The following is a 25721-nucleotide window of genomic DNA, read 5'->3' as shown; positions in this document are numbered from 1 at the left end:
TGCCGCGATCTGGCACAACCACACGATCGGCGCACCGGTCACCCGGTCACTGATCGCCTACGACCATTGACCAGGGTTTGGACTTACTCGTCTAGCGTGAAAGACGCGCCGGAAACCCGGCCGAGCCTCCCGAAAGGACGACCTCGATGGCCACCACATTGCGTGAGCTGAACGGCTTCGACCAGACCCCGGCCACCCTGGCCGGGGCCACCGTGCGGAGCCCCGCGGCCGAGGTCTCGGCAGTCCAGCTCCACCGCAGCGCTCTGGCCACCATCGCCGACCTCTACGGCATCGTCGTGCTCTCCGCTGCCGATCTCGGCCGGGCCGTGGTGTGACCCGTCCTACCGCGTCGGGGTGTTGGGAGTCTCGAGCAGCGGAACCCACCATCGCCGCCGGCCCAGCCGATTTCGTTCGGCGCCGCTACCCGGCCGCGGTGGACCGGACACCGGGAAGCGCCGGGTGCACTAACGGCCGGTCAGTGTCGAGTACACGACCATCAGTGCCCGCCCGGCCTCGGCCGCCGTCGACTCGTCCGCGGACAGCATGCGCAGGGCCCGCCGCAGCAGCGCGGGGTCCAGGTCGTCGGGGGCCGGCCGGACGCCCGGTGCCGGCAGCGCGGGCAGTTCCAGACTCTCGCCGTAGGGATCGGTGGGCTCGCCGCTCTCCGGCGTGGTGGCCTCGACCCCGCTGATGAGGGTGTCCAGGCTCAACCCGCGCAGGGTCAGCAGATCTCGCGGATGGTCGTCGAGACGTTCGGCGAGCAGACAGGCGACCGCGATCGCGTGTTTACACGGCCAGCCGGGATCCGGGCAGGTGCAGCCGAAATCGATATCCGCGGCGGTCTCCGGGAGCAGGTGCGGGGCGAGTTCGCGGGGCAGATCGCCGGAGACCACCCGGGCGAGCATGCCGGGCGAACCCCGGATCAGCTCGACCAGCAAGTCCACTTCCTCGTCACGCAGGCGGCGGATATCGCAGGTCGTGGTGAACGGGCGTGGCTGGCTGCCCTGCACCTCGGCGGAGACGGAGCCGGGCTCGATCCGGTAACTCACCACCTGCCCCGCCCGCGCGTAGGTGCGCCCGCGGGAGAGCCGGCCGGGGTCGGCGAGCCGCTCGACCACCTCCAGGAAGCTCTTGCCCCAGAAGGTGCGGGCGAAGGCGCCGCGCCGGCTGCGCGCGCCGACCCCACCGGAAACGGCCCGGCGCCGGCCGAATTCGCTGAAATCGGCCATCACTCACCCACCGCTTCGGCGCCGAGGGTGAACAGCCGGGCCAGATCGTCGTTACCGAGTTCGGTGATCCAGTTCTCGCCGACCCCGACCGCCAGATCGGCCAGTTCGCTCTTGCCCGTGATCATCTCGTCGATACGTTCCTCGATGGTGTCGACGCAGACCAGTTTGCGCACCTGCACCGCCCGGCGCTGCCCGATCCGGAACGCGCGATCGGTGGCCTGGTTCTCCACGGCCGGATTCCACCAGCGGTCCAGGTGCACGACGTGATTGGCGGCGGTCAGGTTCAGTCCGGTGCCACCTGCCTTGAGCGAGAGCAGCATGATCGGCGGTCCCTCGGCACCCTGGAAGGCCGCCACCATCGCGTCCCGTCGTTTCTTGGCGACTCCGCCGTGCAGGAACGGGATCTCGCCGCCGAAGCGTTCGGCGAGATACGGCGCGATGAGCTCGCCGAATTCGCGGAACTGGGTGAACAGCAGTGCCTTCTCCCCCTCGGCCAGCACGGCGTCGAGCACATCCTCGACCAGGGCCAGCTTGCCGGACCGATGCGCGCCGCGCCGCAGCACCGCGGAGGAGTCACCGAGGAAATGCGCGGGGTGGTTGCAGACCTGCTTCAGCCGGGTGAGCGCGCCGAGCACCGCCCCCTTGCGGGCCATTCCCTTCGCATCGCGCAGCTTCTCGAGCATGTCCTCGACCACCGCCTGATACAGCGCGGCCTGCTCGACGGTGAGGTTGGCCCGCACCGTCATCTCGAGTTTGTCCGGCAGATCGCTGATCACGGCGGGGTCGGTTTTCACCCGGCGCAATAGGAACGGCGAGGTCACGGTACGCAGCCGGGTCACCGCGTTCTCGTCGTTCTCCCGCTCGATCGGTACGGCGAAACGGGCCCGGAAGGTCTGCGGACTGCCCAGCAGTTTCGGTACCGCGAAATCGAAGATCGAGCGGAGCTCCTCGAGCCGGTTCTCCACCGGCGTGCCGGTGAGCGCCAGCCGGTGCCGGGCGGGCAGCGCCCGGGCGGCCCGGGCCTGCCGGGTCGCCGCGTTCTTGATGTGCTGGGCTTCGTCGAGCACCACGCGCTCCCACCGCTGCCGGGACAGATCGGCGATATCGCGGGCGAGCAACGCGTAGGTGGTGACCACCAGATCCGCCCCGGCCACCGCCGCGTCGAGGTCACGGCCCAGCGCGCGCCCGGTGCCGTGGTGCACCAGGACACGCAGATCGGGTGCGAACCGTTCGGCCTCGCGCTGCCAGTTGCCGACCACCGACATCGGGCACACCAGCACGGTCGGCCCGGGGGCGCGATCGCCCTCGCGTTCGTGCAGCAGCAGCGCCAGCACCTGGACGGTCTTGCCCAGGCCCATATCGTCGGCGAGAACCGCCCCGCAACCGAGCCGGTTCATGGTCGCCAGCCAGGCCAGGCCGCGTTCCTGATAGGGACGCAACTGCGCCTTCAACCGTCCAGGCACGGGCACCGGATCCGCCGGCCGGTCGGGGTCGAACAGCGCAGCGGGCCAGCCGCTCGCCGTGACCTCGGTCAGCGGCACGCGCCCGGCCCGGTTCTCGCTGATCTCGCCGATCAGATCGGCGAGGGTGATCTCGTGGTCGCCGTGGTGCAGCGCGACGAATTTCGCGGCGGCCGCGAGCACGGTGTGATCGGCCTGCACCCATTCCCCGCGCAAGCGCACCAGATCGGACTGGGCGGTGATCAACCGCTGCATCTCGTCCTGGGACAGCACGATATCGCCGAGTGCCAGTTCCCACCGGTAGCCGACCAGCCCGTCCAGCCCCACGGTGCTCTCGGCGGCGGGCACCGCGGCGCCCTCGACCCGCAATCGCAGACTCGGCTCGGTGATGTTCCAGGCGCGGGGCAGCAGCAGCGGAATCCCCGCGGCCGACAGTGCCTGCGCCCCGTGGGCGACCAGATCGGCCACCACCTCGGTCGGCAACAGCAGATCCAGGCTGTGCGGGTCGCCCGGCACATCACGCAGCCGTGGATAGGCGCGCTGCGCCCGGCCCAGCCATTCCAGGCCCAGGCGTACCTCGTCGGCGGCGCCCGGCACCGGGATCGGCCGCGGCGCCGTCCCGTCGGCCCGCAGGCAGACCTCGAGGCGCCACAGCGCGGACGCGTCCGCGGTTTCGGTGAACTCCCCGTCGGGTTCGCGCAGACGCAGCACCAGGCCGTTCTCCTCGGTGGCGCGGCTCTCCCGCCACTGCCGCAGCACCTCGGCCGCCTGATGGCTACCCGTGTCCACCGGGACATCCGTGCGCAACCCGTGCATCAGCGGGTGCGGGTGCGGATCCGCCGTGACGAGCTCCCGGACCATCGGATCGGTGAGCTCGGTGACCATATCGTCGAGCACATCGCCGGGCGGCCCGGCGACCCGGAGGGCCGGCGGCAGCAGGGCGGCGAGTTCGGCGAGCCAGGCGCGCTGGCCGGGCCCACCCGACAGCGTCCAGCGCGCCCACCATTCACCGTCGTCGCGCCGGAGTTCGGGAACCACCGCACCGGCCCGCACCCAGCGTTCGAGCCCCTGGGCGATATGGCCCAGGAAACGCAGATCACCGGCCACGGCGCCGATCGGCAGCCGCTGCCGGAGCGCGGCGGCGGCGGGGCCCGGGGCGAGCGCGTGCGCCCGCACCGTTTCCCGGCGGGTGCCCGCCTCGTCCGCCACGAGCACCTCGGCCCGATGCCGGAAACGCGATTCGGCCAGTACCGACCCGAGCAGGCCCGGTACCGGCGGTCCGTCGGCGGGCTCGGTACCCGGGGCACGCCACAGCAGCAGCCCGGAACCGGGCGACCACAGTCCGTGCAACATGGCCCCATCAAATCAGCCGGGTGCGACAGGCCCCGCGGGTCCCCCACCTCGTATCCCCGGCACGGGCCGGTGGACGCGATACCGGCCCGGCGCACCCGGGCTGTCTCTGGATTTATCCCCCGCGACAGCACATACTGGGAAATATCCGCTGGTCACCGCTGATATCCGTACCCGCCGAGCGCAGCCCCGCCGGGCGGCTCGGGCTGCCTCCGGCGGCCACGCGCGGTGCCCGGCGCAGCCCGGTCCGCGAACAGCGGTCCCATCACACAGCGGCATCTCGGCACCTCGGTGCCATCGAAAAGCGGAGGGCAGCAGTATGACGATTCTGCTCCAGGTTCTCGAGCAGAGCTACACGCCGACGACCCCGTGGGAACGACGCAAGTTCACCTTCGTGAATGCCGACAAGATCGTCGGCATGCGGCTCGACGGGCAGTGCGGGGTATGGCTGGACCTGTCCCGGCCCGGGGAATCGCAGCGCCTGGCCCATACCGCCGTACCCGAAGAGGCGGTCACGTTTCTCCTCACCGCCTTCGCCAAGATCGCCGAATGTACCGACAGCGGTGGGTCCTGGGTGATCGGTCACGACGGGGTGCACATCGATTCCCTTGTCGCCACCCGCTTCCCACCCCGCAACAGCCGGGTCGACAACGACGAACTGCTGGCCCGCGCCTGGCTCTGACACCGGAAACCCCATAGCTGTCGGAGGGGTCCGGTATACCGGTATCCGTGATGACACGGGGGACGATTCACGCGGTCACCGCTCTGTGTACCGCCTTTCTGCTACTGGCTTCCGGCACCGGGTGCGCGGCCGTCGCCGGACAGCGGCCCGCACCGGGCAGTCCGGGGCGGGCGCAGCTGGAACAGTTGCTCGGCGCGGTCCGGGTGGTACCGCAACGCCCACATCCGGGCGGATACGAACGCGCCTGCGGGGCCGGGCAGGGATGCGTTTTCGGCCCCGCCTGGTCCGACGACCACGACGGTCCCGGCGGGCGGGACGGCTGCGATACCCGTAACAATGTGCTGGCGCGCCAGCTCACCGGAGTCGGCTACCGGCCCGGCAGCCACCGGTGCGTCGTGCAGTCCGGCACCCTCGCCGATCCCTATACCGGCGCCCTCATCGTGTTCAGCAAGGAGAACGCCCGGCGGATACCGATCGACCACATCTATCCGCTGGCCGCGGCCTGGGATCTCGGAGCGGCCGGGTGGTCGGCTGCCCAGCGCGTCCGATTCGCCAACGATATCGATTACAACCTGCAGGCCACCGACGACGCGGCCAATACCGACAAGAGCGACGGCACTCCCGCGGATTGGCTGCCGCCGTCCCGGCCCGGGCACTGCTACTACGCGGGCCGCTATCTCACCGTCGCCGTACGCTACGAGCTTCCGGTCACCGCCGCCGATCACGCGGCGCTGCGCCGGGTCGCCGCGACCTGCGGATGATCCCCGGGCCTACACGCCGGTCGCGACCGGCCGTTTCGGATCGTGTGCCCACTGTGACCACGAGCCCGGGTAGAGCGCCGCCTGGACCCCCACCACGGCGAGCGCGGCGATCGCGTGCGCGGCCGTCACACCCGAGCCGCAGTACACCGCGACCGGGGCCGCGCCGATCTCACCGAACCGCTCGCGCAGCAGGTCCGCGGGCAGGAAACAGCCGTCCTGATCGAGATTCTCACTGCTCGGCGCACTGATCGCGCCGGGTATGTGCCCGGCGCGTGGATCGATGTGTTCCTGTTCGCCGCGGTAGCGCTCGGCCGCGCGGGCATCCAGCAGGACCCCTTCCCAGCGGGCGACCGCGTCGGCGTCGATCACCGGCAGCCGGCCGGGCCGCAGTTCGATATCGCCGGTTGCCGGATCCGGTTCCACCCCGGTGGCCACTTCGCCGCCGGACCGGATCCACGCCGGCAGCCCGCCGTCCAGGATCCGGACATCGGCGATACCGGCCCAGCGCAGCAGCCACCACGCCCGGGCCGCGGACATCCCGCCGATCGCGTCGTAGACCACCACCGGATCACCCGTGCACAGCCCCCAGCTGCGGGCACAGGCCTGGAGCCGGCTCGGATGCGGGAGCGGGTGCCGGCCGTGGGCGGGTGAGGGCAGAGCGGCGAGTTCGGTGTCCAGGTCGACGAACACCGCTCCGGGTATATGACCGTTCTGGTATTGCTGGGGCCCGTCCGGATCGCCGAGTTGCCAGCGCACATCCAGCAGGCGCAGATCCTTCTCTGTTGATTCCCGGAGTTCGTCAGCCGAGATCAATACCGCGTTCAACGCAGCTCCTCGTCCAAGGGTCTGGAACAGATTTCGCCACCGTACGCGCCGACGGTCCGCGAAGTCCACGCGTACACGGATATCCGCGACGCGGTGTCAGATCCGGGCGAGCAGCGTCAACGGGTCCTCCAACAGGCCGGCGACGGTCGCCAGGAAGCGCGCCGCCGCCTCACCGTCGATCATCCGATGATCGAAACTCAGCGTCAGCGTCACCACCGAGCGGATCGCCAGTTCGTCGCGGAAGACCCACGGCCGTTTCACCACCGCGCCCAGGCACAGGATCGCGGCCTCTCCCGGATTGACCAGCGGCGTTCCGGATTCCACGCCGAAAACGCCGACATTGGAGATGGTGAACGTGCCCCCGCGCAGATCCGCCGGCCCCGCCCGGCCGTCGCGCGCGGTCCGGGCCAGCCACCCGATCTCGCGGCACAGTTCGCGCAGGCTCAGGGTCTGGGCGTCTTTGATGTTGGGCACGAGCAGCCCGCGCGGGGCGGCCACCGCGATACCCAGGTTGACGTAGTGCCGGGTGACGATCTCCCCGTTCGCCTCGTCCCAGAAGGTATTGATGACCGGGAACTCGGCCAGCGCGGCGAGGACCGATTTCGCCACCAGCGCGAGCAGTGTGGGGGTGATTCCCTCGAAGGACCGGGACCCGCGCAGATGTTCCAGAAGTTCCAGCGAGGCAGTGACGTCCACCGTGATCGAGGTATCGGCCTGCGGGATCGTTCGCGCACTCGTGACCATGGCCTCCGCCGTCCGCTTGCGGACCCCGGCGATCGGCGTGCGCTCCTCCCGCACCGACCCGGCGGCCCGTGTCCCGGCCGGCGCCGCCTCGGCCTGCGCGTCGTGGTCGCGGGTATCCGGTTCCGAAACCGGAACGGCACCACGGACATCCGCGACGGTGACCGCTCCGTCCGGTCCGGAGCCGGCCACATACCAGAGGTCTATCCCCAGTTCCCGGGCCAGTTTGCGGGCTCCCGGCGTCGCGGCCACCCGTTGCGATTCGGCAGCGCCCGCGCGCACGGAATCACCACCGGGCTCCGGCGTCGCCTCCGCCGTCCGCGCCGGCACGCCGTGCGGCGCGCCGATGATGCCGCCTTCATAGGACATTCCGTTGCCGGCGGACTGTTCCGTGGGTGGCGCCACCGCACCACCGGTGCGCTGCCCACCGCGCCGCCGCCGCGAGCCACGCTCCTCCGACGGCCCGTAGCCGACCAGCACCGAGGGCCGCCCCGCGGAGCCCGAACTCGTCGCGACCGTGCGTATCCGGAGCAATGGCGCACCGACCTCGATGGTCGCTCCGGGCTCGGCGAGCAGTTCCACGACGGTCCCGGCGAACGGGGACGGCAGCGCGACCACCGCCTTCGCCGTCTCGACCTCGGCGATGGTCTGGTTCAACGCGACCTCGTCGCCCACCGCCACCGTCCAGTTCTGGAATTCGGCATCGGTGAGTCCTTCGCCGAGATCGGGGAGACGGAACTCCAGAATCTCGGTATCTGCGGCACGACCTTCGTCGGCGCGGGCGTCGTCGTCCACGGTTCGGGCACCTCCGGCTGGCGTCAGGGCGGGATCACACTTCAGGCGGCAAGCGTTCGATCGACCGCCTCCAGGATCCGATCCGGGTCGGGCAGATGATGCTTCTCGAGCTTAGCCGGAGGGTAGGGGATATCGAACCCGGCGACCCGCAGCACCGGCGCCTCGAGCCGATAGAAGCACCGCTCGGTGATCCGGGCGGCGATCTCGGCGCCGATACCGCCGGTGCGCGAGGCCTCGTGCACGACGATGAGCCGGCCTGTCCGGTCCACCGAATCGGCGACGGTGTCCACATCCAGCGGCGCCAGGCTCCGCAGATCCACAACCTCCAGCGAGATGCCCTCCTCGGCGCCCGCCGTCGCGGCGGCCAGCGCGGTGGCGACCGTGCCCCCGTAGGCGACCACGGTGGCGTCGGTCCCGCGCACGCACACCCGGGCCCGGTCCAACGGCAGATCGGGTTCGGCAGCCGGGTCGACCTCGGCCTTGTCCCAGTACCGGCGCTTGGGTTCGAAGAAGATCACCGGATCGTCCAGGGCGATGGCCTGCCGGATCATGGTGAATGCGTCGGCCGGATTGCTCGGCGCGACCACTCGCAGCCCCGCGGTGTGCGCGAAATACGCCTCGGGTGATTCGGAATGATGCTCGACCGATCCGATACCGCCCCCGAACGGGATACGGATGGTCAGCGGTGCCCGGACCGCGCCCCGGGTCCGGTAGTGGATCTTGGCGACCTGGGAGACGATCTGGTCGAACGCCGGATACACGAACCCGTCGAACTGGATCTCGCACACCGGCCGGTAGCCGCGCAACGCCATCCCGAACGCCGTCCCGATGATGCCGGATTCCGCCAGCGGCGTATCGATCACGCGGCGGTCCCCGAAATCCTTCTGCAGCGCGTCGGTGACCCGGAAGACGCCCCCGAGCCGGCCGATGTCCTCGCCCATCAGCACCACTTGCGGATCCTCTTCCAGCGCACTGCGCAGCCCGGCGTTGAGGGCCGCGGCGAAGGTGGTGATCATGAGCGGACTCCTTCCTCGCGCCGGGTGGGCGCGACGGTGGCGAGCGCCCCGGCCGGGTCGTCGGCCAGGTACGTGAGATAGCCCCGGCGCTGCTCGTCGATGCCCCGGTGCGCGGTCGCGTAGACGTGCTCGAAGAGTTCCGACGGCTCGGGGTCGGCCATGGTGAGGGTCTCGGTGCGCATTCGGTGGGCCACCTCGTCGGCGCGTTCCTCCACTCGCCGCCGGGTCTCGGCGTCGAGCAGACCCTCGCGTTCCAGTAGCAGCCGCGTCCGCAGGATCGGATCGCGCCGCGCCCACTCCTCGGTCTCGGCCGCGGTGCGGTAGCGGGTGGGATCGTCGGCGGTCGTATGCGGACCCATACGGTAGGTGATGGCCTCGATGAAGGAGGGTCCGCCGCCGGTGCGGGCACGCGCGACCGCCTGCCTGGTGACTGCCAATACGGCCAGCACATCGTTGCCGTCGACCCGGATCGCGGGAATCCCGTAACCGACCGCGCGCTGGGCGATCGGCGTGGCGCTCTGCAACTGCACCGGTTCGCTGATCGCCCAGTGATTGTTCTGGCAGAAGAACACCACCGGCGCGCTCCAGCTCGCGGCGAAGGTCAGCGCTTCGGCGATATCGCCCTGACTGGTGGCACCGTCTCCGAAGTAGGTGACCGTCGCGATCTCGGCGCCGTCGAGATGGGCGGCGTAGGCGTAACCGGTGGCGTGCAACGCCTGGGCGCCGACCACGATGGCCGGGTTGGCCATATTGGCCACCGCCGGGTCACCGGCGGAGTGCGATACGCCCCGCCACATCCCGGTGAGGGCACTCGGCCGCACCCCGCGGCAATAGGCGACGGCGCTCTCCCGGTAGCTGCCGAATACGTAGTCGTCGGGATGGAGCGCGTGGGCCGATCCCACCTGGGCCGCCTCCTGCCCTTGGCACGGCGCCCAGAGGCCGAGTTGTCCCTGCCGGGCCAGCGCGACGGCCTCGGTATCGATCCGCCGGGTGACCACCAGGTCCTCGTAGAGCTGACGGAGTTCACCGGGCCCGATATCGGCGACCAGGGCCTGATATTCGGGGTGGTGCACCCGAGCGCCGTCGGGCTGGATCAACTGCACCGGATACTCGGTTGTGCCGGGCATCGGCCTCGCCTCCTCACGCGGGTCACGCGTTGCTGTGGCCTGTAACACATAGCATCCACGCTTAAGCTATCTGCGCAACCCTTGATCCGACAACTGAGCAGAATGCACGGTTTCGCAGCGGCGTCCCCTGTCATACTGCGTCATATGACCAGTCCGGAGACTTCTGATGCGGTGGTGGACGCCACCGATGCGCGCCTACTGCTGGAATTGATCGCCAACCCCCGGGCCACCGGTGTCGAACTGGCCGCCCGGCTCGGGCTGTCCCGCAATACGGTGCAGGCGCGACTCACCCGCTGGGAGGCCACCGGCGTCCTGGGCAGTTTCGAACGCCGGGTCGAGTTACGGGCGCTGGGCTACCGGTTGTCCGCCTTCGTCGCGGTGGTAGTGGACCAGCACCGGCTGGAAGCGGTGGTCGGCGAGTTGGCCGAGATCCCGGAGGTGACCGAGGTGTGCGGGATGACGGGCCCCACCGACCTCACGGTCCGGGTGGTGGCCCGCGACGCCGACGACCTCTACCGGATCACCGGGCAGGTCCTGAAGATTCCCGGGGTGGTCCGCACGAATATGGCCTTGGTGATGCAGGAATCGGTGGGGCCGCGTACCGCGCCGCTGTTGCGCCGACTCGCCGAACAGGCGCGCCGCGCCGACGAACGCCGGCCCGATTAAGCGACACATGAGGGCATATGTCGCATGCAAGCGTTAGAGTGCCGGCATGGAGCTCTCAGGCACAGTAGCGGACACCTTCTCGGGCCGGACCGCCGTCGTCACCGGTGGCGGATCGGGTATCGGCGCGGCGCTGGCGCGACGGCTGGCCGATCACGGCGCACGGGTCGTCGTGGCGGACCTCGATCCGGCCACCGCGCAGCGGGTGGCCGGCGAGATCGGCGAGCATGCCGTCGCCGCCGGCGGGGACGCCGCCGACCCCGCGGTGATCCAGCGGCTGATCGATACCGCGGAATCCGCCTTCGGCCCGGTGGACCTGTACTTCGCCAATGCCGGGATCGGCGGCGGCGCCGGACTGGACAGCTCCGACGCGCAGTGGGCGGCCGCCCTGGAGATCAACACCATGGCGCATGTGCGGGCCGCCCGCCTGCTCGTGCCCGGCTGGCTGGCGCGGGGCACGGGCTACTTCGTGAGCACCGCGTCAGCGGCCGGACTGCTCACCCAGCTCGGTTCCGCGCCGTACGCGGTGTCCAAGCACGCCGCGGTGGGGTTCGCGGAATGGCTGTCGGTCACCTACGGCGACAAAGGGATCCGCGTCAGCTGTGTCTGCCCGATGGGCGTGGACACGGCGCTGCTGCGCGAGGGCATGATCCCGCCCGACAATGTGGAGGCCGGGCGGCTGGCCATGAACGCCGTGAAATCCGCGGGCGCGGTCCTCACCCCCGAGACAGTCGCCGACACCGTACTGGCGGGAGTGGCGGCCGGACACTTCCTGATCCTGCCGCATCCGGAAGTACTGACGATGTACCAGCACAAGGGTTCGGACTACGACCGCTGGATCCGCGGGATGCGCCGCTTCCAGCACACGCTGGAGAACCCCGGCACCCCGCGGTGACTCCCTCGGCGCGGCGGGTCAGCGGTGACGCCCCGCTGCCGTCGGCGTCCGCCACGCCCGGTCCGCGGGGGCACGGCGGACCCCTGTCGATACGGCCACCGGAGGTGATGATCGCGCGATGGCCGCGGCGAAATGCCGGGTTACCATGACTCGGTGAATGGGCCCGGTGAGGTGGATACGGCGGCGCGAATCCTCGATTCCGTGGTCGAGATCATCGAAGCCGACGGCTACGACGCGGTGCAGTTGCGCACGGTCGCCAAACGGGCCCGCGTCTCACTCACCACGATCTACGGCCTGTACAGCAGTCGCGACGAGTTGATCGTGGCCGCGGTGGCGGCGTGGATGGCCGCTCACTCCTACGACGAACTCGCTCTGCATCCGCGGGAGGAGCCGCTGGCCGACGGGTTGATGCGCCTGATCCGGCAGGTATTCCAGCCCTGGGAGCAGAGCCCGCGCATGGCGCAGGCTTTCTTCCGCGCACGCGCCACCGCGGGCGGGCACCGGCTGGACCGCCAGGGATTCGAGGCCGTCCTGCCCGCCGCCGCGCATCTGCTGGCCGGGCTGGACCGCGATTACGTCACCGATATCGCACTGGTCATGGTCAATCTGTGCTACGCGATGGTCGGCCGGCTGGTCGACGGCACCGCCGACGTCCCCACGATCCTGTCCTCACTGGAACGGGTGATGCACCGGTTGACCAGCGACAACACTCGGCTGGCCACGCAACGCCCGGCGCCCGGCGCCCAATCGGGCCCACCGGCACTGGACTTCTCGCTGTTCTCCCTGTTCGGGCCCGGTATCGGGGAACCGAAAGGCTCCGGCGGCACCGGGGGTGGTCTGCTCGGCCCCGGCGCCGAGCAGACCACCCGTTAGCCGGCGCCGGGGTTCTACGCCCGCGCCGCGGTGTTCCGGCCGACAGCCGAGGTTGGTACGCGCCTCGGGCGGCGCTGCCACCGTTACCGCGGGCCGAGGTCCACCCAGAGCGTTTCGGCGGTCGACCGGGCTCCGGGCAGCGCCCCGGCCGCGTCCAGTGCCACGCGTTTGAAAGCTTGTCCCGCCAGGCTCACCCGGTGGGTGTCGACCAACGCGAACCCGTCCCCGAATTCGACCACCGGCCCGCGACCCCACAGGTAGGTCTGCTGGGCCACGCGATCGCGCCGCGCCAGGGACTCGTCGCGGACGCGGCCCGCGGCCAGGTACATATCCGCGGCCACGGCAAGAATATCCAGTTCGGCGGACCATCCGGCGCGGGCCGGCACCGCACCGAGTTCGACGACCTTCGCACCCAGGATGTCCAGCGCTCTGGTGTCGCCGGGGTCGGGCAGTAGGACGACGGTCTCGGAGCCCGCCGCGGTGCGATCGAAGATCCAACCGCCCAAGCAGCCCACCACGTCGGCGACGGTGGGCGCCACGACCGCGGCGCGATTCCGGATCGACCGGTGCCCGGGATCGTCCGCCCAGCGAGCGGCCGAGCGGGTGGAATCGCCCCCGTAATCACCGGAAACAGCGAATTGCACTGCCATATCTGCCATTCCGTTCTATCGAACTACACCGTCGGCTGCCACGACCCAGCGGACCCGGGACATACCGAAAGAGACCCCGCCGGCGCGAACCGGCCGCGGTCGGGAGAAGTGAGGCCGGCCGGATCCGCCGGCGTCGCCGGGCAACGGCCGCATCCGCGGCGACGACCCGTAGTCGCCGGATCCCCGGATACTCGCTCGACCACCGACGACTACCAGCACAGGCCTGCCCTTCCGTGCGATCGAGCAGACGCCTCGACCACCCTGCCGCGCCGCTCTCACATCTACTCGGCAGCGCCGCGCGGCACGACAGTAACACGGTTATCGCCTGTTCATGACCGGATTCACCGGTACCGCCCGAGAACCGACGCCGGCCGAGCGCCCCCACCTCGGCGCGCGCTGAGGGCACCCCGAGACCGGCCGCGCGGAGCACGAGAGGTAACCGGAAGGGTCCGAGGGGAATTCACGGCGGGCACGGGAACCGGGTCGTCGGCCGGGCGCCCGCGCGGGCCGGCTTCCGGCTACTGCTCGGTGGTGTCGGTGACCAGGACCGCGGCGGCCGTGCGGATCACCTCCGGGATCTCGACCGGTTTGCGGGTCTCCTCGTCCACGTAGACGTGGACGAAAGTCCCGGTGGCGGCCAGTTCGAGAGCATCGCCCGCCTCCCGGAAGATCGCGAGATCGTAGGTGATGCTGGACCGGCCGAGGCGGGCGATCCGCAGACCCACGCGCAGCAGGTCGGGGAAACTCAGCGAGGCGTGGAACCGGCAGGACGTCTCCGCCACGATCCCGATGGCGGGCAGTTCCCGGATATCGGTGCCCGTCGCGTCGATCAGCCAGGCATTGACCGCGGTATCGAAATAGGCGTAGTAGGTCACGTTGTTCACGTGCCCGTAGTGGTCGTTGTCGGCCCAGCGGGTGGGCACCGGCCAGAGCACCGGATACTGCTGCGTCACCCGGCCGACGATACCGGGGTCAGCCGGCGGTGGGCACCGCGGCGGCCGCGGCGCCGAGCCGGTGATCGCGTGGGCTCACCCCGAACTGCCGTTTGAACGCCGTGCTCAAGGCGAAGGCGCTACCGTACCCGACCCGGCGGGCGACGGCCTCCACCGTATCGTCGGTGCCCTGCAGCAGATCGGCCGCCAGATCGAGCCGCCATTCGGTGAGGAAGGCCATCGGCGGCTCGCCGACCAGTTCGGTGAACCGCCGGGCCAGCGCCGCCCGCGAGGACCCCACCTCCCGGGCCAGATCGGCCACCGTCCAGCCGTGCGCGGGATTGTGCTGCAACAGCCGCAACGCCTTGCCGACCAGCGGGTCGCTGTAGGCGTGGTACCAGGGCGGTGCCTCGTTCCCCGCGAACCAGGTGCGCAGGGTCGCGATGAGCAGCAGGTCCAGCAGCCGGTCCAGCACCGCGCTCTGCGCGGGCTGATCCTTCACGGTCTCCTCCACCAGCAGGCTCAGCACCCGCTCGTCGGAACGCCCGCGCGGCACCACCAGGGTCTGCGGTAGCGCGCGCAGCAGGCGCCTGCTCACCGCGCCCGCCTGCTCGTAGGATCCGGTCACCAGGACGGTTTCCCCGGCCGGGTCGTTACCCCACTGGCGCACACCCAGGCTCATGGTCTCGCAGAGCACCTCACCGTCCACCGTGGTGGTGATCTGACCCGGGTTGATCAGGATCTGCGGTTCGGTGGCGGGGTCGTCGGCGACCGTGTAGGGCCGCGGCCCCCGGAACACCGCCACATCTCCGGCGCCGAGCCGATACCGGCCGCCGTCCTCGGTGAGAACCCAGGCGTGACCCCGGATCACCGCGGCCAGTGTCAACGGGGACTCGTCCTGGATCCGCAGCGACCACGGCGGGCTGAGCAGTGAACGCAGCACGAACGCGCCCCGCGCCCGCGGGCCCTCCAGCAGGGCAGCCAATGCATCCACACCGCCAACGATAGCGGCGGCCTACCGCCTGGGAATACCCCGCGACCACGGCGAATCCGCGATCGGCACCCCCGCGGCCGGCGGCCGACCCGGCGCGGTGCCCCCGTGCCGCGCCGTCCACGATGGCGGATGTCCACCACGGCTCCCGGCACAGTGGCGGGCCGGCACATCACGGCCGACCGAGCGGAACGCCCTCGGCTACAGGTACATACCCGGATCCGGCGCCGCGTCGTGGACCGCGATACTGCCGGTACCGTCGCGCAGCGCGACCAGTTCCGCGAGCGTCGCGCCGGCCGCGGGAGTCGCGGCGCCCCGGTCCCCCAGCCAGCGGCGCGCCTCGGCGGCGGACAGCCGGCCGATCTCCAGTTGCGCGAGGCACCGGCCGGGCCGGGTGACGGCGGGATGCAGCCGGGACAGATCCTCGTTCGTGCTGATGGCGACCAGCACGTCACGACCCTGGCCCAGCATGCCGTCGGTGAGATTGAGCAGCCGGGACAGTCCCTGCCCCGAGGACGATTTCGCCTCGCTGTGGATCAGTTCGTCGCAGTCCTCGAGAATCAGCAGGCGCCAGCGGTCGGCTTCCTCGTCCTCCCCCTCGGCGCCCATGGCCGCCCGCATGAGATAGCCGGGTTTGGCGAACAGCATTTCCGGATCGAGCACACAGTCGGCCTGACACCAGCCCGACCAGGCCCGGGCCAGCGCCCGCAGCGCGGTGGTCTTGCCGGTGCCGGGTGGTCCGTGCAGCAGCAGCAACCGCCCCCGGATATCGCCTGGGCGCAGGGCCATCAGCCGATCGAGCGCGGTGGCGACCGCGCCGCTGTAATTGCCGCGGATCTCCGACCACTCCGGCGTGGTGACGGCCAGGGCGCGCCGCTGCGCCCCGTGTTCGCCCTGGTGCCAGAAGCCCATTCCGACCGAGGCCCGTTCGTCGCCGGCCGGTTCCTCCGCGTCCCGGACCGATTCCGCGACTATGCGTTCGGCGAGTTCGTCGCTGATCGCCGTCACCTCGACCTGGGCCGATTTATCCGACCAGCGATCGGCCCGCAGGGTCCAGCCCTCGCCGAGCACCAGGATCGACCGTGCATCGGTATCCACCACCGACCGCGAGATCCGCGACCCCGGCGGCCGCAGCGCCGCCTCGGGCCGTACCCGGTCCAGGCGGCACTTGCGGTAGTACGGCTGGGTCCCCCGGCCGAAGAAGCTCAGGGTGAGCATATCCAGCAGGTCGCGGGGGGTGGAATAGGAATCGAGCACCGCATTCCACGCCAGCAGCTCGGCGGGATCCGTGGCGGGGGTATCGGGACCGATCAGGCGCAGGGGTTCGTGGCTTTCCAGCATCGCCGACCATCATCGGCGCGGGCCCGGGCAGCGTCCACCGGTTTTCCCGTCACCGACCGACTACGCGGGTCGACGCCGCGCCGGACGCAAGGGGCGCAGCGCCAGTTCGACCAGCGGAACGGTCTCGATACCGCGCCCGGTCGCCTCCTCGATGAGGCCGCTCAGCTTCCGATACGCCCGTGGGTGCCGGACCCGATACCCCGCCAGCACCTCGGCGGCCCGCGCCCGTTCCAGGACGCGCGCCTCGGCGGACAGCCGGTAGTGGAGACCGATACTCACCCGGCACTGCGGTTCGGCCAGCAGATTCCGATACCACTGCGCGGTGTCGCCGAACCCCGACGCGATGATCACGCTGCCCGGGCCCGGGCGATCCACCGTCTCCAGCACCACATACCGCGCGGCGCCGGACTTGCGGCCGATATGTTCCAGCAGCAGCAGCCGGCCACCGAACAGGAAACCCAACCGGGCCCGGAACAACCAGATCGGCGACCGCACGAACCAACGGGACTGCAGCAGTTTCGCTCCGGTACGCGCCATCGGCCGACCGTACAACAGCACCACGGCCCCGGGTGCGGTGGCGAACCGCGTGACCCCGGGGCCGTGGTGACTTCGCGCGGTTACAGCGCCTTCAGTTCCTCGGTGACCGCTCCGACCGATTTCTTCGCGTCCCCGAACAGCATGGAGGTGTGATCGGAGTAGAAGAGCGGATTGTCGATACCGGCGAATCCGCTGTTCATCGAGCGCTTCAGCACGATCACGGATTTGGCCTGGTCGACATTGAGAACCGGCATCCCGTAGATCGGGCTGGCCGCATCCTCGCGGGCGGCCGGGTTGGTGACATCGTTGGCACCGATGACCAGGGCGACATCGGTGCGGCCGAATTCACCGTTGATATCGTCCATTTCCTTCATGGCGTCGTAGGACACCTCGGCCTCGGCCAGCAGCACGTTCATATGGCCGGGCATCCGGCCGGCGACCGGATGGATGGCGTATTTGACCTCGACGCCCTTGGCCTCGAGCAGTCCGGCCATCTCCTTGACGGCATGCTGGGCCTGGGCGACGGCCATACCGTAGCCGGGTACCACGATGACCTGGTTGGCGTAGGCCATCTGGATCGCCGCGTCGGCCGCCGAGGTGGCCTTGGCCTGTTTCTGTTCGCCGCCACCGGAACCGGCGACCGCGCCGCCGCCGCCGAAACCGCCCGCCACGATCGCCGGAATGGACCGGTTCATCGCCTTGGCCATCAGGTTGGTCAGGATGGTGCCGGACGCGCCGACGATCATGCCCGCCACGATCATGGCGGTGTTGTTCAGCGCCAGCCCGGCCGCCGCCGCGGACAGACCGGTGAGCGCGTTGAGCAGCGAGATCACCACGGGCATATCGGCGCCGCCGATCGGCAGCACCACCATCAGCCCCAGCACGCCGGCGGCCAGCAGCAGACCGACCATCCACCACTGCGAGACGCCGCCGTCGGAGGCGCCGAGGCCGATGACGACGGCCGCCGCGATGGCCGCGACCAGCAGCAGCAGATTCACCACCTGTTGCAGTTTGCCCAGACCGATCGGGCGGCCGGGCAGGATCTCCTGCAACTTCCCGAACGCGATCAGCGAGCCCCAGAACGACACCGAGCCGATGATCGCGGCGAACAGCGAGCCGACGATGATGTGCACCGTCGGTTCCTCACCGTGATGGAAGACCGAGAAGCCGGTGGTATCGATGAATTCGGCCCACGCGATGAGAGCGACCGTTCCGCCACCGACACCGTTGAACGCCGCCACCAGCTGGGGCATCGCGGTCATCTTGGTATAGCGCGCGGGCGGCACGCCAAGCACCACACCGACGATCAGGCCGGCGACGATCAGGATCCAGTTACCGGTGTCACGGACCGCGATGAGGGTGGCGATCACCGCGATCGCCATACCGGCCGCCGCGATCCAGTTGCCCCGGACCGCGGTCTTGGGCCCGGTGAGCCCCATCAGACCGTAGATGAACAGGGCGAAGGACAGGATGTAGAGGATATCGACCAGATTGTCCATGGGTCACTTACCTGCCTTCTCGGCACCCGCGGCGGGCTTCTTGCCTTTGAACATGCCCAGCATCCGGTCGGTGACCACGAAACCGCCGATCACGTTGAGCGTGCCGAACACCACGGCCACGAACAGGATGACCTGCACCCCGAGGGACGGATCCTCCATCCGCCCGAGGGTGACCAGCGCGCCCAGCACGACGATGCCGTGAATGGCGTTGGTACCCGACATCAGCGGCGTGTGCAGGGTATTGGGGACCTTGGAGATCACCGCGAAACCCACGAAACCGGACAGCACCAGAATCGCGATATTCGCCAGCAGTTCGGTGTACATCACTGCGCCTTCGTTGTCGGTTCGGCGTCACGGGTGACGCAGGAATCGGCCAGCACCTGATCGGAGAAGTCCGGTTTCAGTTCGCCCTCGGCGAGCATCAGTTCCAGCAGCGCCGCGATGTTCTTCGAGTACAGCTCGCTGGCGTGCTCGGGCATCGTGGCGGGCAGGTTCAGTGGCGAGCAGATCGTCACGTCGTGCTTCACCACGGTCTCACCCGGTTCGGTGAGTTCGCAGTTGCCGCCGGTCTCCCCGGCGAGGTCCACGATGACGCTGCCCGGTTTCATCCCGGCCACCGCGCCCGCGGTCACCAGCCGCGGCGCCGGACGACCGGGTACCAGCGCGGTGGTGATCACCACGTCGAAACCCTTGATGGCGTCCTCGAGGGCCTGCTGCTGTTTGTCCTTCTCCTCGTCGGTGAGTTCGCGGGCGTAGCCGCCCTCACCGGCGGCGTCGATCCCGAGATCGAGCCACTGGGCGCCCACCGAACGGACCTGGTCGGCGACCTCGGGACGCACGTCGTAGCCGGTGGTGCGGCCGCCGAGACGTTTCGCGGTGGCCAGCGCCTGCAACCCGGCCACGCCGACGCCGAGCACCAGCACGGTCGCCGGTTTCACGGTGCCGGCGGCGGTGGTGAGCATCGGGAAGAAGCGGGTCGATTCCGAGGCCGCCAGCAGGACCGCCTTGTATCCGGCGACATTGGCCTGCGAGGAGAGCGCGTCCATCACCTGGGCGCGCGAGATCCGCGGGATGGCCTCCACCGCGAACGCCTGCACCCCGGCCTTCTTCAGCGCGTCGATCTGGTTGTCGGCGTTGCGCGGGGCGAGGAATCCGATGAGCGTTTGCCCGGCGGACAGTGTGCCCACCTCGGCATCGCTGGGCGGGGCGACCTTGACGACCACATCGGCCGACCAGGGGTCGCCGATCGTCGCGCCGGCTTCCTCGTAGGCGGTATCGGGAATGAGCGCGCCCGCTCCGGCTCCGGCCTCGACCACGACCTCCACGCCCTGCTTCACCAGCGTGGGAATGATCTTCGGAACCAAGGCGACCCGCCGCTCGCCCGCGGCGGATTCGCGAACGACACCGACACGCGCCCCGCGCGGCGACGAATCGCTCACGGCCGGTGTTGCATCCCCCCCTGCTCCCACCCGTGTCGTCTCCACTTGTCTGCTTCCCTCTCCTGGTGTTTCGGCCGCCGATCAACGGCGCCGGGCGGGGTGTCCTGGGACACCACCGCCCGAAATCCTGGCAACCGTACATCGGCCGCAGTGAGATTAGCTGAGATGCCCGTCACATTCCGACTCCAAAGCCGGATGTCTTCGCATCGGTAAAGCCTGATGACGGGATGTATCGCCGAAGCATGCTCAGTAGTTTGAAAAGTTTGCCAAGTCGAAGCCCACTCGGGGACCCGCTGCGCCCTTACGCCGTAGAGTGCGCCCTGTGAGCGACTGCGTTTTCTGCGGGATCGTGGCCGGCACCGCACCGGCCCATCGGGTGTACGAGGACGATACGGTGACCGCGTTCCTGGATATCCGGCCGATCACCCGTGGGCACACGCTGGTGATCCCGAAGCGGCATGCCACCGACCTGTCCGAACTGGACGCCGCGGCCGGTGTGGATCTGTTCCGGGTCGGCCATCGCATCGCCCGGGCGGTGCAGGGGCCGGGATTCGCCGCCGACGGTGCGAATCTCCTGATCAACGATGGCAAGGCCGCCTTCCAGACGGTCGCGCACGTCCATCTGCACGTGATCCCCCGTCGCCACGGCGACAAGTTCCGCTTCGCGACCGGACTCGTACTGCGCCGCGCACACGAGCCCGAACGCGTCGCCGCCGCACTCCGCGCGGACCTCGCCGCCCTGGACACGCGGCCCGGAGCCGACGGCGAACCGGCCTGATTCCCGGACCGCACCGAGTCCGATCACCCCACGGAAGGCACTGCCGATGACGCGAATCCTTCGCCTTCGCCGGCGCCTCCGCGGATCTCGTGTACCCGCCTTCGCCACGGCTTCCGCGATGCGCGGGTACCAGCTTCGAAGGAGAACCGAATGACCGACACCCTCGACCGTCCCGAACTCACCGCGCGGTTGTCCGATCAGTTCGACGCCCTCGCCGAACTGGTCGCCGGCCTCGACGAGCTGCAGTGGCGCACACCCTCACCGCTCCCGGGATGGACGGTGTTCGATGTACTGAGCCATGTGATCGGCATCGAGTCACTGCTGCTCGGGGACAGGCCGCCGGCTCGCGATCCGCAGGCGCCGGAGGTCGATGTGAAGACGCTGCCGCACGTACGCAACGAGATCGGCGCCCTCAACGAGATCTGGGTGCAGCGGCTGCGACCCCGCGCGGGCGCCGAACTACTCGGCCTGTACCGCGAGGTGATCGACCGCCGCCGGGCCGCGCTCGCCGCCATGGACGACACGGCGTGGTCGGCGCCGTCACCGTCGCCCATCGGCGAGGTGCCCTACGCGCGGTTCATGCGGGTGCGGTTGTTCGACTGCTGGATGCACGAACTCGATATCGCCGACGCGCTCGGAAAACGGGTCGACGAGGGCGGCCCACGGGCCGAACTCGCCTTCGCCGAATTCGCGCAGTCGCTGCCCCGGGTGGTCGCGAAACGCGGTAAGGCGCCGGCCGGTTCGCTGATCACCCTGGCCCTCACGGGCCCGCTCGCGCGGACACTGCACATCGAAGTCGGTGACCGGGCCCGCTATGTGGATACCCCCGCCATCCAACCCACCGTGACTCTGGAACTGGACTCCGGCCTCCTGGTGCGGCTCGGCGGCGGCCGGGTGGACGCCGACTCGGCACTGGACCGGATCACCTTCCACGGCGACGCGGATCTGGGCCGGCAGGTGGTCCGGAACCTCGCGTTCACCATCTGAGATGCGACTGTTCCTGGCGAGCTACCGATTCGGCGCTCACTACGACCTGTTCGCTGCACTGGCCGGCGAACCGGGCCCGATCGCGGTGATCGCCAATGCCTTCGACTCCTGGCCGCGGGGCCGTGCCGCCGCGCTCACGAGCGAACTGACACCGTTGCGCACCCTCGGATTCCGGCCCGAGGAGGTCGATCTGCGCGAATACGCCGGGCGCCCGGCGGAACTGCGCCGGCGGCTGGCGCGGTTCCCCGTCCTCTGGGTCCGCGGTGGCAACACCTTCGTCCTGCGCGCCCAGTTCGCACGTAGCGGTGCGGACCTGGTGATCCCGGAACTCCTGGCCTCGGATTCGGTGGTCTACGCGGGCTACAGCGCGGGCGCCTGTGTACTCGGCCCGGACCTGCACGGCCTGGAGACCGCCGACGACCCCGCCGAGGTACGGCCGGCCTGCGGTATCGAACCGATCTGGACCGGCCTCGGCGTGATCGATCGTCCGATCGTGCCGCATCTGGACTCACCCACCGACCCCGAGCGGACGGGTAACGCCCTCGCCGAGCGTCTCCGGGCGGCGGGCACCCCGCACTGGGCGCTCACCGATGCCGATGTCGTGGTCCGCGACGGCGACCGAACCCACGTGTACACGGGCTGATCGAGGTCAACGGCGCCGGAAGACCAACCAGCGCATGGCCGAGTACATGTACACCGCCTCGCACGCCCCGGCCAGCATCCGCGACAGGTGGTATTGCACGCCGAGCGCGGCCAGTCCGGCGCCCACGCCCAGGATGAAGGCGAGGTAGTTGATCAGCACGACGACCGCGTAGACCACTGCCTGCCGTCCCGCCGGGGCGTGCGAGCGGAAATTCAACCGCCGGTTGAGACAGAACGCCGGCGCGAACGCGCAGACGTAGCCGACCGAGACCGACAACCATCCCGGTAACCCGAGTACGCTACGCATCCCGGTGAGGATCAGCAGGTCCACTCCGAAGGTGAAGCCGTTGATCAGCGCGAAGCCGAGGAAGGTGGGGGCGACGACGCGGTCCAGGCCCCACGGCAGGCGCGCGACCACCCCGGCGCACCAGCGGGCGAACCGGATCTCCCACATATCAGCGTTCGTCGCCAGATCCTGCACGCCGCCAGCCTCGCAGGATCAGGTGTCCGGCAGGTGAGCGCGCGGCAAACCCACAGTCCGTCAGGGATTTCTCGGGTGGACGCCGCAGTCCCGGCCGCTCCGCGGAATTGTCAATACGGCAAATTTGTTTGCCATTCGGTCCGCAGGTGCGGATAGTCGGCGCCGAGGAGGTGGTCACGGTGACCGATGAATTGGACAACGACTACGACGTGGTGGTGGCGGGCGGCGGAGCGGCCGGCCTGAACGGGGCGCTCATGCTGGCCCGGTCGCGGCGCCGCGTGGTGGTGATCGATGCGGGGCAGCCACGCAACGCTCCCGCCGACGGCGTGCACGGACTGCTGGCGCGCGACGGTATGCCGCCGGCGGAACTACTCGAGACCGGCCGCGCCGAGGTCCGCCGCTACGGCGGCCGGGTGGTGTCCGGGGAGATCACCGGCGCGGCCCGCGACGGTGACCGTTTCACGATCACGCTCGCCGACGGCCGCGCGGTCCGGGCGCGGCGACTGCTGGTGACCACGGGGTTGACCGACGAACTGCCCGAGATCCCCGGTCTGCGCGAACGGTGGGGCCGCGATGTGGTGCATTGCCCGTACTGCCATGGCTACGAGGTGCGCGACCGGGCTATCGCCGTGCTGAGCCGCGGGCCGATCTCCGTGCACCAGGTCCAGCTGTTCCGGCAACTCAGCGACGACGTCGTCTACCTCACTCATGACCAGCCCGATCCCGCTCCGGAAGTCGCCGAACGGCTCGCCGCACGCGGCGTCCCGGTGGTGGTCGGCGAGGTCGCCGGAATCGAGATCACCGACGACCGGATCACCGGTGTCCGGCTCGCCGACGGCACCGTCGTCGCCCGGGACGTCGTCGCCGTGGGCACACGGATGGTCGCCCGCTTCGGGTTCCTGGACGGCCTCGGTCTGGCGGCCACCGAGCACCCCGCCGGATTCGGCCGGTACATCCCGTGCGACGCCACCGGCCGCACCGAGGTGCCGGGAGTCTGGGCCGCCGGGAACGTCACGGATCTGTCCGCACAGGTCGGGGCGGCCGCCGCGGCCGGCGCGACGGCCGGTGCGCAGATCAACGCCGATCTCGTGGAGGAGGAATTCGATACCGCGGTCGCCGCAGGACGCGACGGGTTCGCGGCGGCCGCGGAGTCCGAGCTCGCGCACTCGGTGAACGGCACCCGCGGCCACGGCCTGTGACCGCCGGGGTCCCGTCCGCGCGGACGGGACCCCATTCGGCCCGCGAGCGGTTAGCGTTGGGGCGTGGACCTGCGTGAATTGATCGATATCCTGCCCGCCGGGACGGTACTCACCGATCCCGACGTCCTCGCCGGATACCGGCAGGACTGGGCGAAGGACCCGGCGGCGGGGACCCCGCTGGCCGTGGTCCGCGCCACCGGCACCGCCGATGTGTGCGCGACGCTGCGCTGGGCCGACGAGCACCGGGTGCCGGTGGTCCCGCGCGGCGCCGGTTCCGGCCTCTCCGGTGGGGCCACCGCGGTGGACGGCGGAATCGTGCTGAGCACCGAGCGGATGCGCGGAATCGCCATCGACCCGGTCACCCGGAGCGCGGTGGTCGGCCCGGGGTTGCTCAACGCCGAGGTCAAACGGGCGGCCGCCGAACACGGGCTCTGGTATCCCCCCGACCCCTCGTCATTCGAGATGTGCTCGATCGGCGGTAACGCAGCCACCAACGCGGGCGGTCTGTGCTGTGTGAAGTACGGCGTGACCACCGACTACGTCCTGGGCATGGAGGTGGTGCTCGCCGACGGCACCGCGGTCCGGCTGGGTGGTCCGCGGCTCAAGGATTCGGCCGGCCTGTCGTTGACCAAGATGTTCGTCGGCAGCGAAGGCACCCTCGGCGTGATCACCGAACTCACCCTGCGGCTGCTACCGGCCCAGCCGGTGCAGAGCACCGTGGTCGCCTCCTTCGCCACCTTGACCGCGGCCACCGAGGCGATCCTCGCCGTCACCGGCGCGCTGCGCCCGGCCATGCTGGAATTCATGGATTCCGTCGCCATCAACGCGGTGGAGGACGAACTGCGCATGGGCCTGGACCGCGACGCCGCCGCCCTGCTGGTGGCCCGTTCCGACGCACCCGGCGACCACGCCGCGCAGGAGGCTCGGATCATGCTCGAGGCATGCCGGGTCGCCGGGGCCACCGAAGCGTTCCACACCGCCGACCCGGAGGAAGGTGAAGCCTTCACCGCGGCCCGCCGCTACGCGATCCCCGCGGTCGAGCGCCTCGGTCCGTTACTGCTGGAGGATGTCGGCGTGCCGTTGCCCAGGCTCGGCGATCTGGTGACCGGTATCGCCGAGATCGCCCGGCGTAACGACGTCACGGTGTCGGTGATCGCACACGCCGGTGACGGCAACACCCACCCGCTGATCGTGCACGACCCGTCCGATCCGGACGAGACCGAACGCGCCCACCGCGCCTTCGGCGAGATCATGGCACTGGCCCTCACCCTCGGCGGCACCATCACCGGCGAACACGGTGTGGGCCGTCTCAAGAAAGCGTGGCTCCCGGACCAGCTGGGCCCCGAGGTGATGGACCTGACCAGGCGGATCAAGACAGCCCTCGACCCGCACGGCATCCTCAATCCCGGCGCTGTCCTCTGACGACCGGAACAAACCGCCCCGGGCCCGCCGTTCCACCGGAGGTGAGTACCGAACTGCGGCACAACGCCGACGACACCCGCTTCGAGATCTACCTGGACGGGACGCTCGCGGGCTACGCCGACTACGCGGAGACGGAGTCGCCGAAGGTCCGCAACTTCCACCACACCATCACGTTCCCGGAATTCCGGGGCCGGGGTGTGGCCGCGCAGGTGGTGAAGTACGCGCTGGACCAGACCCGCGACGCCGGTTTCGCGGTCGCGGCCACCTGCTGGTACGTCGACGATTACATCGGCGCCCACCCGGAGTACGCCGACCTGGTCCACCGCTGAGCCCGCGTCCCTGAGCCCGCGTCCCCGCCACCGCGTCCGGGAGGCCGGACGCGGTGGAGCCGGTGTTCAGCTCGCGG

General features: G+C 70.1%; 27 protein-coding genes. 12 read left to right on the top strand and 15 right to left on the bottom strand.

Annotation, left to right across the window (positions count from 1 at the left end; all coding sequences use genetic code 11):
- Positions 1 to 146 precede the first annotated feature (146 nt).
- A complete protein-coding gene (locus tag ABZV91_RS28275) occupies positions 147 to 335 on the top strand; it encodes a hypothetical protein (RefSeq protein WP_355248017.1) in 189 nt (62 codons plus the stop codon).
- 129 nt (positions 336 to 464) lie between these two features.
- Here ABZV91_RS28275 and ABZV91_RS28270 read toward each other — a convergent pair whose 3' ends face one another.
- Both ABZV91_RS28270 and ABZV91_RS28265 read right to left on the bottom strand, forming a co-directional pair.
- The gene (locus tag ABZV91_RS28270; RefSeq protein ID WP_355248014.1) at positions 465 to 1229 is read right to left on the bottom strand and encodes an SWIM zinc finger family protein; all 765 of its coding nucleotides are present in this window, start codon (positions 1227 to 1229) and stop codon (positions 465 to 467) included.
- Entirely contained in the window at positions 1229 to 4042 is a 2814-nt protein-coding gene (locus tag ABZV91_RS28265; RefSeq protein WP_355248012.1) for a DEAD/DEAH box helicase, read from the bottom strand. The genes ABZV91_RS28270 and ABZV91_RS28265 overlap by 1 nt, the downstream gene beginning before the upstream one ends.
- 316 nt (positions 4043 to 4358) lie before the next feature.
- Between ABZV91_RS28265 and ABZV91_RS28260 the strand changes: the two genes are divergently transcribed.
- Both ABZV91_RS28260 and ABZV91_RS28255 read left to right on the top strand, forming a co-directional pair.
- Complete coding sequence (locus ABZV91_RS28260; RefSeq protein WP_355248009.1) at positions 4359 to 4721, top strand: hypothetical protein; 363 nt, start codon at positions 4359 to 4361, stop codon at positions 4719 to 4721.
- 50 nt (positions 4722 to 4771) lie between these two features.
- Positions 4772 to 5482, top strand: a complete 711-nt coding sequence (locus ABZV91_RS28255) for an HNH endonuclease family protein (protein ID WP_355248023.1) — start codon at positions 4772 to 4774, stop codon at positions 5480 to 5482.
- Positions 5483 to 5491: 9 nt separating this feature from the next.
- On the opposite strand, the gene ABZV91_RS28250 is transcribed toward ABZV91_RS28255, so the two are convergent.
- The 4 genes from ABZV91_RS28250 to pdhA all read right to left on the bottom strand — a co-directional run bounded on the left by ABZV91_RS28250 (position 5492) and on the right by pdhA (position 9986).
- On the bottom strand, positions 5492 to 6307 hold the full coding sequence (locus ABZV91_RS28250; protein ID WP_355248007.1) for a sulfurtransferase: 816 nt from the start codon (positions 6305 to 6307) through the stop codon (positions 5492 to 5494).
- Between the two features lie 96 nt (positions 6308 to 6403).
- Complete coding sequence (locus tag ABZV91_RS28245; RefSeq protein WP_355248004.1) at positions 6404 to 7843, bottom strand: dihydrolipoamide acetyltransferase family protein; 1440 nt, start codon at positions 7841 to 7843, stop codon at positions 6404 to 6406.
- A gap of 41 nt (positions 7844 to 7884) precedes the next feature.
- Entirely contained in the window at positions 7885 to 8859 is a 975-nt protein-coding gene (locus ABZV91_RS28240; RefSeq protein ID WP_355248001.1) for an alpha-ketoacid dehydrogenase subunit beta, read from the bottom strand.
- Complete coding sequence (pdhA, locus tag ABZV91_RS28235; protein WP_355247998.1) at positions 8856 to 9986, bottom strand: pyruvate dehydrogenase (acetyl-transferring) E1 component subunit alpha; 1131 nt, start codon at positions 9984 to 9986, stop codon at positions 8856 to 8858. Before pdhA ends, ABZV91_RS28240 begins: the two co-directional genes overlap by 4 nt.
- Before the next feature lie 144 nt (positions 9987 to 10130).
- Between pdhA and ABZV91_RS28230 the strand changes: the two genes are divergently transcribed.
- The 3 genes from ABZV91_RS28230 (at position 10131) to ABZV91_RS28220 (ending at position 12417) form a co-directional block, all read left to right on the top strand.
- The gene (locus ABZV91_RS28230; RefSeq protein WP_355247995.1) at positions 10131 to 10652 is read left to right on the top strand and encodes an Lrp/AsnC family transcriptional regulator; all 522 of its coding nucleotides are present in this window, start codon (positions 10131 to 10133) and stop codon (positions 10650 to 10652) included.
- Positions 10653 to 10698: 46 nt separating this feature from the next.
- Complete coding sequence (locus ABZV91_RS28225; protein WP_355247992.1) at positions 10699 to 11544, top strand: SDR family oxidoreductase; 846 nt, start codon at positions 10699 to 10701, stop codon at positions 11542 to 11544.
- A gap of 153 nt (positions 11545 to 11697) precedes the next feature.
- On the top strand, positions 11698 to 12417 hold the full coding sequence (locus ABZV91_RS28220) for a TetR family transcriptional regulator (RefSeq protein ID WP_355247989.1): 720 nt from the start codon (positions 11698 to 11700) through the stop codon (positions 12415 to 12417).
- Positions 12418 to 12500: 83 nt separating this feature from the next.
- On the opposite strand, the gene ABZV91_RS28215 is transcribed toward ABZV91_RS28220, so the two are convergent.
- The 8 genes from ABZV91_RS28215 to ABZV91_RS28180 form a co-directional block, all read right to left on the bottom strand.
- Positions 12501 to 13067 carry a hypothetical protein gene (locus ABZV91_RS28215; protein WP_355247986.1) on the bottom strand — a complete coding sequence of 189 codons (567 nt, stop codon included), beginning with the start codon at positions 13065 to 13067 and terminating at the stop codon, positions 12501 to 12503.
- Between the two features lie 518 nt (positions 13068 to 13585).
- Positions 13586 to 14020, bottom strand: a complete 435-nt coding sequence (locus ABZV91_RS28210; RefSeq protein ID WP_355247983.1) for a thioesterase family protein — start codon at positions 14018 to 14020, stop codon at positions 13586 to 13588.
- 19 nt (positions 14021 to 14039) lie between these two features.
- Positions 14040 to 14993 (bottom strand): AraC family transcriptional regulator, encoded by a 954-nt coding sequence (locus ABZV91_RS28205; RefSeq protein ID WP_355247980.1) that lies wholly within the window; start codon positions 14991 to 14993, stop codon positions 14040 to 14042.
- Positions 14994 to 15191: 198 nt separating this feature from the next.
- The gene (locus ABZV91_RS28200; protein WP_355247976.1) at positions 15192 to 16331 is read right to left on the bottom strand and encodes a DUF5925 domain-containing protein; all 1140 of its coding nucleotides are present in this window, start codon (positions 16329 to 16331) and stop codon (positions 15192 to 15194) included.
- Positions 16332 to 16391: 60 nt separating this feature from the next.
- Complete coding sequence (locus ABZV91_RS28195; RefSeq protein WP_355247973.1) at positions 16392 to 16868, bottom strand: nitroreductase family deazaflavin-dependent oxidoreductase; 477 nt, start codon at positions 16866 to 16868, stop codon at positions 16392 to 16394.
- Positions 16869 to 16948: 80 nt separating this feature from the next.
- Entirely contained in the window at positions 16949 to 18367 is a 1419-nt protein-coding gene (locus ABZV91_RS28190) for an NAD(P)(+) transhydrogenase (Re/Si-specific) subunit beta (RefSeq protein WP_355247970.1), read from the bottom strand.
- 3 nt (positions 18368 to 18370) lie between these two features.
- Entirely contained in the window at positions 18371 to 18691 is a 321-nt protein-coding gene (locus ABZV91_RS28185; RefSeq protein WP_030522455.1) for an NAD(P) transhydrogenase subunit alpha, read from the bottom strand.
- Positions 18691 to 19806, bottom strand: coding sequence for a Re/Si-specific NAD(P)(+) transhydrogenase subunit alpha (locus tag ABZV91_RS28180; protein ID WP_355247967.1), 1116 nt, complete (start codon positions 19804 to 19806; stop codon positions 18691 to 18693). The genes ABZV91_RS28185 and ABZV91_RS28180 overlap by 1 nt, the downstream gene beginning before the upstream one ends.
- A 322-nt stretch (positions 19807 to 20128) precedes the next feature.
- Between ABZV91_RS28180 and ABZV91_RS28175 the strand changes: the two genes are divergently transcribed.
- From ABZV91_RS28175 to ABZV91_RS28165, 3 genes are all read left to right on the top strand, one after another.
- Complete coding sequence (locus ABZV91_RS28175) at positions 20129 to 20584, top strand: HIT family protein (RefSeq protein ID WP_355247964.1); 456 nt, start codon at positions 20129 to 20131, stop codon at positions 20582 to 20584.
- A gap of 150 nt (positions 20585 to 20734) precedes the next feature.
- Complete coding sequence (locus ABZV91_RS28170; protein WP_355247961.1) at positions 20735 to 21571, top strand: maleylpyruvate isomerase family mycothiol-dependent enzyme; 837 nt, start codon at positions 20735 to 20737, stop codon at positions 21569 to 21571.
- A 1-nt stretch (position 21572) separates the two neighbouring features.
- Positions 21573 to 22214, top strand: a complete 642-nt coding sequence (locus ABZV91_RS28165) for a Type 1 glutamine amidotransferase-like domain-containing protein (protein ID WP_355247958.1) — start codon at positions 21573 to 21575, stop codon at positions 22212 to 22214.
- A 6-nt stretch (positions 22215 to 22220) separates the two neighbouring features.
- Here ABZV91_RS28165 and ABZV91_RS28160 read toward each other — a convergent pair whose 3' ends face one another.
- On the bottom strand, positions 22221 to 22667 hold the full coding sequence (locus ABZV91_RS28160) for a GtrA family protein (protein ID WP_355248020.1): 447 nt from the start codon (positions 22665 to 22667) through the stop codon (positions 22221 to 22223).
- A 206-nt stretch (positions 22668 to 22873) separates the two neighbouring features.
- On the opposite strand from ABZV91_RS28160, the gene ABZV91_RS28155 reads away from it, so the two are divergent.
- The 3 genes from ABZV91_RS28155 (at position 22874) to ABZV91_RS28145 (ending at position 25644) form a co-directional block, all read left to right on the top strand.
- Complete coding sequence (locus ABZV91_RS28155) at positions 22874 to 23893, top strand: NAD(P)/FAD-dependent oxidoreductase (RefSeq protein ID WP_355247955.1); 1020 nt, start codon at positions 22874 to 22876, stop codon at positions 23891 to 23893.
- Between the two features lie 63 nt (positions 23894 to 23956).
- Positions 23957 to 25315: an FAD-linked oxidase C-terminal domain-containing protein gene (locus tag ABZV91_RS28150; protein WP_355247952.1), complete on the top strand. Its 1359-nt coding sequence runs from the start codon at positions 23957 to 23959 to the stop codon at positions 25313 to 25315.
- 41 nt (positions 25316 to 25356) lie between these two features.
- The gene (locus tag ABZV91_RS28145; protein ID WP_355247949.1) at positions 25357 to 25644 is read left to right on the top strand and encodes a GNAT family N-acetyltransferase; all 288 of its coding nucleotides are present in this window, start codon (positions 25357 to 25359) and stop codon (positions 25642 to 25644) included.
- Positions 25645 to 25721: the final 77 nt, after the last annotated feature.

The sequence above is a fragment of the Nocardia sp. NPDC004568 genome (assembly GCF_040609955.1).
Taxonomy (GTDB): domain Bacteria; phylum Actinomycetota; class Actinomycetes; order Mycobacteriales; family Mycobacteriaceae; genus Nocardia.
The sequence above is the reverse complement of the archived record's forward strand: the minus strand, read 5'-3'. Positions and strand labels throughout refer to the sequence as shown.

What these genes read in the sequence shown, in the direction of transcription:
- ABZV91_RS28275 (WP_355248017.1), top strand. Translation starts at nt 147, where the DNA reads ATGGCCACCACATTGCGTGAGCTGAACGGCTTCGACCAGACCCCGGCC.
- ABZV91_RS28270 (WP_355248014.1), bottom strand. Translation starts at nt 1,229, where the DNA reads ATGGCCGATTTCAGCGAATTCGGCCGGCGCCGGGCCGTTTCCGGTGGG.
- ABZV91_RS28265 (WP_355248012.1), bottom strand. Translation starts at nt 4,042, where the DNA reads ATGTTGCACGGACTGTGGTCGCCCGGTTCCGGGCTGCTGCTGTGGCGT.
- ABZV91_RS28260 (WP_355248009.1), top strand. Translation starts at nt 4,359, where the DNA reads ATGACGATTCTGCTCCAGGTTCTCGAGCAGAGCTACACGCCGACGACC.
- ABZV91_RS28255 (WP_355248023.1), top strand. Translation starts at nt 4,772, where the DNA reads ATGACACGGGGGACGATTCACGCGGTCACCGCTCTGTGTACCGCCTTT.
- ABZV91_RS28240 (WP_355248001.1), bottom strand. Translation starts at nt 8,859, where the DNA reads ATGATCACCACCTTCGCCGCGGCCCTCAACGCCGGGCTGCGCAGTGCG.
- pdhA (WP_355247998.1), bottom strand. Translation starts at nt 9,986, where the DNA reads ATGCCCGGCACAACCGAGTATCCGGTGCAGTTGATCCAGCCCGACGGC.
- ABZV91_RS28230 (WP_355247995.1), top strand. Translation starts at nt 10,131, where the DNA reads ATGACCAGTCCGGAGACTTCTGATGCGGTGGTGGACGCCACCGATGCG.
- ABZV91_RS28225 (WP_355247992.1), top strand. Translation starts at nt 10,699, where the DNA reads ATGGAGCTCTCAGGCACAGTAGCGGACACCTTCTCGGGCCGGACCGCC.
- ABZV91_RS28215 (WP_355247986.1), bottom strand. Translation starts at nt 13,067, where the DNA reads ATGGCAGTGCAATTCGCTGTTTCCGGTGATTACGGGGGCGATTCCACC.
- ABZV91_RS28200 (WP_355247976.1), bottom strand. Translation starts at nt 16,331, where the DNA reads ATGCTGGAAAGCCACGAACCCCTGCGCCTGATCGGTCCCGATACCCCC.
- ABZV91_RS28195 (WP_355247973.1), bottom strand. Translation starts at nt 16,868, where the DNA reads ATGGCGCGTACCGGAGCGAAACTGCTGCAGTCCCGTTGGTTCGTGCGG.
- ABZV91_RS28190 (WP_355247970.1), bottom strand. Translation starts at nt 18,367, where the DNA reads ATGGACAATCTGGTCGATATCCTCTACATCCTGTCCTTCGCCCTGTTC.
- ABZV91_RS28185 (WP_030522455.1), bottom strand. Translation starts at nt 18,691, where the DNA reads ATGTACACCGAACTGCTGGCGAATATCGCGATTCTGGTGCTGTCCGGT.
- ABZV91_RS28170 (WP_355247961.1), top strand. Translation starts at nt 20,735, where the DNA reads ATGACCGACACCCTCGACCGTCCCGAACTCACCGCGCGGTTGTCCGAT.
- ABZV91_RS28165 (WP_355247958.1), top strand. Translation starts at nt 21,573, where the DNA reads ATGCGACTGTTCCTGGCGAGCTACCGATTCGGCGCTCACTACGACCTG.
- ABZV91_RS28160 (WP_355248020.1), bottom strand. Translation starts at nt 22,667, where the DNA reads ATGTGGGAGATCCGGTTCGCCCGCTGGTGCGCCGGGGTGGTCGCGCGC.